Origin of the sequence: Bifidobacterium myosotis, assembly GCF_002259745.1 — a bacterium.
GTDB lineage: Bacteria > Actinomycetota > Actinomycetes > Actinomycetales > Bifidobacteriaceae > Bifidobacterium > Bifidobacterium myosotis.
In genome coordinates this window covers 1-1,052 of the sequence record NZ_MWWW01000055.1, presented here as the reverse complement: position 1 = coordinate 1,052, position 1,052 = coordinate 1, and the positions used below count along the sequence as shown (strand labels likewise).

Here is a 1,052-nt window from a genome sequence, read left to right as displayed (position 1 = left end):
TTTCCTGGCCTCGCCAGTTCTCCGCGCTTCACGCCAGACCATGGTGCGTACCTTGTCGAGCGCGTCGGTGGCCCAGCTGACGATGTGGAACCCGTCGAGGATGCGCTCCGCCTGCGGGCAGAACTCCCCGACGCACGAGTCGATCCACCTGGCCCCGTCGCCGGTGACGACCCGGATGGACGCGCGCTGCGCCTCGGTGAGCGTCTCGAAGAACAGGCGGAAGACGCCCTCGCCGTGACCCTCGTGCATCCATACGACCCTGCCGCGGTCGTGGTCGACGACCACGGTCATGTACCTGTGGCCCTTCCTGTAGCTGGTCTCGTCCACGCCGATGGAGCGCAGCCCGTCGAACAGGCCTCCGCCCTGTTCGGCCCGCAGGTCGTCGGCGACCCTCTTGCACACGGGGCCCACGCTCTTCCAGTCGATGCGCATCAGCGCCGACACGGCGCTTCTGGGCGCGTGCACGCTCAACCAGGCGACCTGCTGCTCGAAGTCGCGTGTGTACGCGCTCTTCCTGCGCGCCCACGGCACCATCGCGACCGTCACCCCGTGCTCGCGGCACGCGACGCGCGGCGGCGCGTACTCCAGCAGGAGCCTGGCGCACCCGAGGTCGAGGTGACGCCAGCGTCGCGTGCCCAGCCAGTCGTACGGACGGCCGTGCCTGCCGCACTTCGCGCACCGGTCCATGTCGTTCGCGTACGGGCGCACCGGCACCGTTACCACGGTGCCGCCATGTGTATCCTCCCCGATGCGGGGCTTGCGGACCACGATGTTGGAGGGCAGGCTGAGCATGCGCTTGAGCGCGCCGGCTGATATGGTTGGCACAGGCGTTCCCTTGTTCCGGTTCTACTTTCTTGGCGGAAACAAACCATACAGGAGAACGCCCCTCTCACACCCACACACGAAAAAGCCCCGGCGAAGACGCCGAGGCCCAACACCCCACCACACAAACTGGCGAAGGCTCGAATTTCCCCGAGGCATGGGAGAGGCCGGAGAATCTCCAGTACAAACGGCCATACGCGAATTCCGGGAAGAAACCGGTATTGCCGTGG

At 66.8% G+C, this 1,052-nt stretch carries 2 protein-coding genes; one reads left to right on the top strand and one right to left on the bottom strand.

The genetic code is table 11. The features are described 5' to 3' along the window. On the bottom strand, nucleotides 1-825 hold an 825-nt coding region (locus BMYO_RS11340), incomplete at its 3' end, for a transposase (protein ID WP_169834146.1). Between BMYO_RS11340 and BMYO_RS12655 the strand changes: the two genes are divergently transcribed. Beyond that, nucleotides 749-1,052, top strand: a 304-nt coding sequence (locus BMYO_RS12655) for an NUDIX domain-containing protein (protein WP_420807313.1), incomplete at its 3' end; no start/stop codon positions are given. The genes BMYO_RS11340 and BMYO_RS12655 overlap by 77 nt on opposite strands.